Origin of the sequence: Halorubrum sp. SD683 (genome assembly GCF_002135045.1) — an archaeon.
In the GTDB taxonomy this organism is placed as follows: domain Archaea; phylum Halobacteriota; class Halobacteria; order Halobacteriales; family Haloferacaceae; genus Halorubrum; species Halorubrum ezzemoulense.
This window is the reverse complement of sequence record NZ_NEWJ01000134.1, coordinates 1-1759: the sequence shown is the minus strand read 5'-3', so window position 1 is coordinate 1759 and position 1759 is coordinate 1. Positions and strand designations below refer to the sequence as shown.

Below are 1759 nucleotides of genomic sequence, written 5' to 3'. Positions count from 1 at the left end.
TGTACGACCGCGCCACCGACAGCTGGTGGCCGCAGATGCTCGCCACCGGGGTCGACGGGTCGATGGCCGACGAGACCCTCGACGAGTTCCGCGTCGTGTGGACGACCGCCGGCGAGTGGGCGACGCGGTCGCGCCGGACGCCGAGGACGGCGGCGGGCTCTCGGGGCTCCCGGGGACGGACCTCCAGCGGAACGAGCAGGGGATCGCGCTGATCGGCGACCCGCGGAACGACGAGAACGTCGTCGTCTCGCAACTCGAGCTCGCCTTCGTGAACTTCCACAACCGCGTCGTCGACCACCTCCGCGGTCCCGGATCGTCGCTCGTCGAGGACGGCGAGTCCGTCCTTGAAGCCGCGCAGCGACTCGTCAGGTGGCACTACCAGTGGGTCGTGCGACGCGACTTCCTCCCCCGGATCTGCGACCGCTACGTCCTGGCCGACATCGAGGAGCGGGGCCGACAACACTTCGTGCCGCCGGGGCGCACGCCGGCGATCCCGGTCGAGTTCGGAGGCGCCGCGTACCGCTTCGGCCACAGCATGATCCGACACGCGTTCGACGTCAACGACGAGGTCGGCGAGGTGCCGCTGTTCCCGACCGGCCCCGGGGACGGGCGGAACCTCCGCGGCGGCCGACCGGTCCCGAGCGACCTCGTCGTCGACTGGTCGCGGCTGCTCGACACCGGCGACGGCGACTACCAGCCCTCGCGGAAGATCGAGCCCCTCCTCGCGCCGACGCTGTTCAACCTCCCGATCGCCGGGGACTCCTCGCTCGCCGTCCGGAACCTCCGGCGCGGGAAGGCGCTCGGCCTGGCCTCCGGACAGGACGTCGCCGCGCGGATGGGGTACGATCCGATCCGCAACGAGGCGTTCGGCGACGAATCGGCGATCATGGAGGCGCTGCAGGCGCACGGTCGCGGCGCAGACCCCGACTCGCCGCTCTGGTACTACGTGCTCGCCGAGGCGGACTACCAGCAGGACGGCGAGCGACTCGGCGCGGTCGGCAGTCGGATCGTCGCCGAGACGCTGATCGGGCTGATCGAGGCTGACGAGACCGCCTACCCCAACGCCGCGCCCGACGGCTGGGAGCCGAGCCTCCCGCAGCCGACGGCGACCGACGGGTACACGCTGGCGGACATCACGGCGTTCGCGGCCGAGGCGAACCCCGACGGACTGGTGATCGAGGCCGTCGACGCGGGCCCGGGGAGCGGCGGCGATGCGGGAGCTAACGGTGACGCCGGCGACGTGACCGGCGACGTGCTCGACGAGTCGGTGACCCTACGGAACGCCGCGGCGGAGCCGATCGACCTGACCGGGTACGTCATCGACCTCGACGGCCAGCGCGACGACCTCCCGGACGCGACGCTCGGGCCCGACGAGACCCTGACGGTTCACGTCGGCGCCGGCGCGGACACGGCGACCGACCACTACCTCGGCCGCGACGCGCCCGCGCTCGACGACGAGGGCGAGGTCGTCACCGTGTACGCCCCCGACGGCGAGCGCACGACGAGGCGGCGGTACGTCGGTTAGGCGGCCGTACGTCGGCTAACGGGCAGTACCTCGGCGAGGCGCCATCCCTCACCGCCGCTCGCCGACGAGCGCGTTCGCGGAGATGACGAGGAACGCGACCCCCGACATGCCGGCGATGACGGCGAACGACGCGCCCCAGCCGAACAGGTCCGCGACGAGCCCGACGCCGACCGAGCCGGCCGAGCCGATCACCGTGTAGACGGTCCGTATCAGGCCGAACCCGGCGCCTCGTTC

The 1759-nt window shown here is 72.5% G+C and carries 1 protein-coding gene and 1 pseudogene; one reads left to right on the top strand and one right to left on the bottom strand.

Annotated features, from left to right (window positions below):
- Positions 1 to 97: 97 nt before the first annotated feature.
- On the top strand, positions 98 to 1525 hold the full coding sequence (locus B9G49_RS15985) for a peroxidase family protein (RefSeq protein WP_233125236.1): 1428 nt from the start codon (positions 98 to 100) through the stop codon (positions 1523 to 1525).
- Between the two features lie 48 nt (positions 1526 to 1573).
- On the opposite strand, the pseudogene B9G49_RS15980 reads toward B9G49_RS15985, so the two are convergent.
- Positions 1574 to 1759: pseudogene (locus tag B9G49_RS15980) on the bottom strand (MFS transporter); the annotation flags it as partial.